Annotated in this window: 8 protein-coding genes; all 8 read right to left on the reverse strand. The window is 29.9% G+C overall.

Annotation, left to right across the window (positions count from 1 at the left end; translation table 11 throughout):
- The coding region (locus tag COL3_RS25440) for a class I SAM-dependent methyltransferase (RefSeq protein WP_143327569.1) at positions 1–276 on the reverse strand (276 nt) is incomplete at its 3' end.
- An 88-nt stretch (positions 277–364) separates the two neighbouring features.
- Entirely contained in the window at positions 365–991 is a 627-nt protein-coding gene (locus COL3_RS25445; RefSeq protein WP_008423041.1) for a type II CAAX endopeptidase family protein, read from the reverse strand.
- Positions 992–1,006: 15 nt separating this feature from the next.
- Positions 1,007–1,906, reverse strand: coding sequence for a 1,4-dihydroxy-2-naphthoate octaprenyltransferase (gene menA / locus COL3_RS25450; protein ID WP_035283286.1), 900 nt, complete (start codon positions 1,904–1,906; stop codon positions 1,007–1,009).
- Between the two features lie 126 nt (positions 1,907–2,032).
- On the reverse strand, positions 2,033–3,424 hold the full coding sequence (locus COL3_RS25455) for a 4Fe-4S binding protein (RefSeq protein WP_008423039.1): 1,392 nt from the start codon (positions 3,422–3,424) through the stop codon (positions 2,033–2,035).
- A 26-nt stretch (positions 3,425–3,450) separates the two neighbouring features.
- Positions 3,451–3,996 carry a FixH family protein gene (locus COL3_RS25460; protein WP_008423038.1) on the reverse strand — a complete coding sequence of 182 codons (546 nt, stop codon included), beginning with the start codon at positions 3,994–3,996 and terminating at the stop codon, positions 3,451–3,453.
- A gap of 83 nt (positions 3,997–4,079) precedes the next feature.
- Positions 4,080–4,571: a DoxX family membrane protein gene (locus COL3_RS25465; protein ID WP_008423036.1), complete on the reverse strand. Its 492-nt coding sequence runs from the start codon at positions 4,569–4,571 to the stop codon at positions 4,080–4,082.
- A 35-nt stretch (positions 4,572–4,606) separates the two neighbouring features.
- On the reverse strand, positions 4,607–5,434 hold the full coding sequence (locus COL3_RS25470; protein WP_008423035.1) for a polyprenyl synthetase family protein: 828 nt from the start codon (positions 5,432–5,434) through the stop codon (positions 4,607–4,609).
- A gap of 176 nt (positions 5,435–5,610) precedes the next feature.
- Positions 5,611–5,949, reverse strand: a 339-nt coding sequence (locus tag COL3_RS25475) for a prolipoprotein diacylglyceryl transferase family protein (protein WP_143327570.1), incomplete at its 5' end; no start/stop codon positions are given.

A 5,949-nucleotide genomic window follows, 5' to 3' on the forward strand; every position in this document is an offset into this window, starting at 1 on the left:
AAGTCTTTCAGCTCCTACATTAAGCATTTCTTGGCTAAAGTCTACACCAATAACTGGAGTATTTTTTCCTACTGCTTTACATTCATAATTTATCATTTGTCCTGTACCGCAGCATAAGTCTAGAACCTTCTGTCCTTCTTTAATATTACATATTTTTATTGCTTTTCTTCTCCATAATCTATCAATATTTAAAGTTAAAATTGAATTTAAAATATCATATCTTTTTGCAATAACCGAAAAAATCTTTTCTATATCATTTGCATTAGCTTCTGCCATATTAAATCACCCCGCATTTTTAATTAAACCTATAAAAATTAGTCAGTGTTCTTTCTATATTATTAATTTATATATAATCTTCTACGTATTACATTAATGGAAATAACACAAAAACTGTAAAATCCCAGATTGCATGAGATATTATTATTGGAATAAGGCTTTTTTCTTTTTTATAAATCCATCCCCAATATATTCCGCACACTAATGCAGCTATTACAAGCATAAAATTAAATGTAATTATATGAACACCAGCATATAATAAAGTTGCAAATATATATCCTTTATTTTCTCCAAATTTTTTTGCAAAATTGTTTTGTATAAATCCACGCCAATAAATTTCCTCTCCCGGTCCTATTATAAATAATAGCAATGTGCCGATAAGTAATGAATTTCCTTGTGCTCTATTGCTATAAACTGATGATATTTGAGCATCTTTAAAGGGAAATAAATATCCCGAAATAATATTTCCACCATAAAAAACAAAGTATAATATTATGGCTGAAATAATTCCAATAAATATATGTCTTAACTTTATACTTCTAAATGATATTAAATTTCTTTCCGAAAATAGTGCTATTACTGCTAACAATAATATGGATAACGCCATTTCAATCCAAAAATTAAATGGTTTAATCACAAATATTACAAACCATAGTATTGTAGCTATGATTAATGAAGAAATAATGACCTTATTCTTACGTTTCTGTTTCTCCAAAGCATTGCCACCTTTCTATAAAATATAAGATAAAAGAATTGATAAAATTAAAAGAATTCCAAATTGACCTTGAAGCTTACCACTTTCTTTATCAAGCTCTGCAATATGCTCACATGAATTTTCACCAATTCTTAATTTGTTAATGTTTTTAATAGCTGCGGGTACTGTTAATAAACAAATTAAACTTAAATAAGGAATATACTTCAAAAATATCATTATGACAAGTGAAATATATGAAAGTATAATCAAGCTTGAATATACTAACTGTGCATTCTTATAGCCTATAATTATTGACAGTGTTTTAATACCGGCTTTCTTGTCATGTTTTATATCCCTGATATCATTAGCATGCAATATTGCAGTAGTAAGAAGCGCTGTTGGGACTGATATTAAAAATGACTGCAAAGTAAACTTCTCCATCTGTAAATAATACCCTCCAAGTGTCATTAATGGTCCAAAAATTATAAACACCAAAGGTGCACCTAAACCTCTATATTTAAGCATTAACGGTTTTCCTGTATAAAAATATCCACATAAAGCCCCAACGATCCCTAAAATTAAAATCATAAACCCTACATTGTAAGCTAAAAGCAAACCAATTAAACATCCTAAAATTAGCAGTGTAATGCCACTTCTATAAACTTCTTTTAAAGTCAGCAGGCCCTCAACAACTACTCCGCTAGAACTATGAGATTCCTTTGTATCAACTTTATTTATAAAATCATCATGATCATTTAATAAATTCACTGAAGCCTGCAAAAAAACAATTGCGATAATTGAAAGTATAAAATATTCAATATTAAAGTTAGTCTCTTTTAATGCTAATATTCCTCCTAGGACAACTGGAATTACTGAAGCTGTTAAAGAAAAAGGCCTTGAAGCCCTAATAAATAAGTTAAATTTTTTAATTGTCATTTTCTTTTTAATCACCTCTACCAACTAATCATTCTCTATTAATATTAATTTATTCTTTTTTATACGATACAAAAGATAATATTATAGCTTATCTAAAATCATTTTTAGATAAGCTATAAAAGATTTTTACATACGCATTGCCATAGGTAATGAGAATAACATTATATTAACTACTGCAAGTAATATTAAAAGAACGCTATATAATATTGTTATACTTATCTTTTTTGATTCATAATTATTTTTGGAAATTCTGTAAACAGTATAGATTGAACCAATAGTACCAATTCCTATTAATAAAAATTGAAATACTTGAATTGTCGGATCATCAAGAATAGCTGTAGATGTATTCTGCACTTGAACTCCGAATAATTCTATAAATGTATAAAATACAGATTTTCCTTCTGCTAACAAGTGAAATAAATTATGAGCTATATGAGCAGCCATATCTAATGGTATAATTGCATATCCATACTTGGTGAAGTTTTCTTTTAATGAAGCTTTATTAAATATCTTTGCAACTAATCCTGTTATAGATAATAGCGCTACTGGTATAGCCATAGCTATAATAAATGTTATAGTAAAGGTGATTGCATAACTATCTGTTCCAACTGTATTTTCAAGCCATGCGAGTATTCCATCCCATATGTTCAGCATTGTAATATTTTGAACAAATACTATTCCCATGATTACAACTGCTAAAAATGCTGCATCAAATCTCGGCTTTCTTATAAACCATAATTCTTTAGTCGGTGGACGCAATGATATATTGATTGAATTGTTAGGACAATTCTTTACACAGTTTCCACAGAAATTACATTCTGCATTATCTTCCATTGTTTTTGGAAATTCAAACATCGGACATCCTTCTGCTCTTTCAGTTCCTTTGTAGCAATGTGCTGCTGTACATTTAGCACATATTTCTTTTGTTCCACGTAATTGTAACATACCTGCTCTAGAATAATTCCCAGATAAACCTCCTAAGAAACAAAGATATCTGCACCATGTTCTACGCTCCCAAAATGCACCTGAGAATATTACTCCAATTGTAATAAGTAAAAGTAATGTTCCTGAACCTCTAGGTGATTCAACAACTCCAAAAACGTGATCACTCCATGTAATTGCTAAGAACATAGCATCTATTAGCCATACTCCATATTTTTTTAAAAATTTAGGTACTGGTTGTTTACTTCCTACAAATTTTTGAACTAAATCACTTAATGCACCAAATGGACATATAGTACACCAAAATCTACCTGTTAAAAATAATAGTATAGGAAGAATAGGCCACCATAATACCCATGTTCCTGCTGTACCAAAATTATCAGCTGCATCGGTAGGTCCAGTCAACAATTCAAATACGATAAACGTAAATACTAATCCTACAAATAGTTGAAATATTCCTGGATACCATTTACTCTTCATAAAGTTCTTAATTAGTTTATTGTCTAATAAATTACTTTCTGATTGATCTTGTGATGACTTTGTTTCATCACGAGTTTCCCTTTCTAAATTTGACATTAAACTGTCACCTCTATTCTTCAGCTTTATTTACTACTTTGTTTTTTCTTTACTACAGCTACTATGATTATTGCTGCTACCACACCTATAAATCCACCAATTATTCCCCAGTTTGGACCACTGCTTGCTACATCTACATCAAATTGAACATCCTTTTTTTCTCCATTTACCATAACATTAGCTGTAACAATCCACTTTCCTTTGTCAGAAAAATCTATATTCCCCATGTATTGGCCTTTTCCACTACTTTCTAATGTAGCCTCAATTGGCTTTGACTTATCCATATTCATGCCACCCATGTCGGAACTCTTGTCCATTTCTGCACTAATTTTAACATTGGCATTATCAATTTCTTTATTATTACTATCATGCAATGTAACCATCACATCATTCTTACCAGTTTTTACTTTATTATCTTTATTAAAAGTTAACTCTGCGTTTATACCATTTGAACTTTTTTGTGTTCCTTGTCCCATATCCATGTCTTCCATACCAGCCGCAAAAGCTGCTGTTGAAAGACCTAATGTAAGAACTAAACCTAATACTGCACCTCTAATTGTTTTCTTTTTCATTGTTTATTAAACTCCCTTCATTTTCATGTCTAAAGACTTGATTTCTTGTTAAATTATATTTAAATTTTTTTATGCTATATTTATCATCTACCATATTTCTTTTTCCAAAAAGATATAATTAGTTGATCAATACCCATTTTATATGCATTAGCTCCAGCTACCATTAAGATTATAGCTGCAGTATATAAAATTGGATTAGTACTTGTTGTCCCTGCTAACATGTAATTTAAGTTCATAAGGGCACCACCAAGCAAACCTGCTATTGTGAAGGCTCCAAGTATTAAGCTAATACCTACAAGAAGTTCTCCATATGGAACTAGATAAGTAAATATTTTGGCATTTGGCAGCGCAACATTTTCTATAAACCTTGCATACCACCATTGCACTGATGGATGTTCTCCCGTAGCTTGAGCTAGTCCCCCTTTTAAAAATCCTGTTATAGCTGTACCAGCCTCACTACCTACCCATTTTGGATCTTTAAGTTTTTCCATTGCTGGGACTATCCATTGATATCCTAACCATACACGTAGAACAGTCCATACAGGAACTAAATACTTATTATTAAAAATTTTCATTTTTTATCGACTCCTTCTAATTTCCAAAACTTTAATTAAGCTTTTTTTCTTTCAGGCTTTGAAGCTTCAAGTACATAATTTAAAAGACTTATAAGCCCCTGTTTATAAATTGATGGTTCCAAATTCTCAATAGCTTCATTGGCTTTTGAAGCAAACTCTTTGGCATTTTCAATAGTTATATTATTCCTTATTGCATTAGTGTCACCATCTATGCAGTCGTCTATAATTTGATATACCATTCCGAAATTTAAACCAAAGCTTTCTAAAGCTGAAATATCTTCTTCTCTTCCTTCAACTGCTTTTGCTCCAAGCTTACAACAGGCACCCATAAACGCTGCAGTTTTTCCTTCTATTATATTTATATAATCCTGCTTTGAAACTTCATTTACTTGGGCTTGTTCAATTTCTGCTATACACATTTTTTCAATGACCTTAGTAATTATTTGTTCTGCATCTCTCGTTGGTAGATTTAATAAGATGGAAAATGCTTTAGCATAAAAAGTATCTCCTGCTAAAACTGCTATCTTTCTTCCATATATATTATTTAATGTTTTTTGACCGCGACGCATTAAATCATTGTCGATTATATCGTCGTGCACTAAACTTGCACTATGAATAAGTTCAACAGCTACACATAAATTAATTATTTGTTCTCTTTGATCTATAGTCATATATGGTTTTATAGCCTTAGCAGAAAGAATTATTAATGTAGGACGAAGATATTTTCCAGTAGAATTAAAAAAGTAATCAAATATCTCTTTTGCTGAATTTGTGCTAAAGTTTTTTCCCATATCTCTTAAAATCATCTCTACTTCATGAAGTTCTTTACTTACTGCATTTTTAGCTTCTATAAAACTTAACATGACCTCACCCCTCTCTAAATCATTTAATATCTTAATATTTTTTATAATTGAATTATCAACCTGAATAAAGTATACAAAGAACATGTGTAGATATTATGAAGATAATTAAAAATACATCTAAAAATATAAAAGAGACTTGATAATTTAAATCATCAAATCCCTTTTATTTTAGATAATCAACCTTGTACAGAATAAAATATAAAAACAGATACTGCTATTAAAACAATTAAATATAATATTGAAGTTGTTAATTTTAATCTATGTTCTTCTACATAAATATTATCGTTTCCTGTAGTTCTTTTGGATAAAAATCTATAAATGAGTAATCCAATAATGACTAAAACAAAACTTAATAAATGTGAAATTGAAAACGGACCCCAAATAACTGGATTTATTCTAAAGAATTCAACAATACCTCTTATTATGGCAAAAGCAATTAAATAAATTACAAACAACTCGCCTTCAAACTTTTTCTTATAACTTCTTCTCCATAGAACTATGAATAATATATAATC

The organism is Clostridium sp. LS, assembly GCF_002760435.1.
Classification (GTDB): domain Bacteria; phylum Bacillota; class Clostridia; order Clostridiales; family Clostridiaceae; genus Clostridium.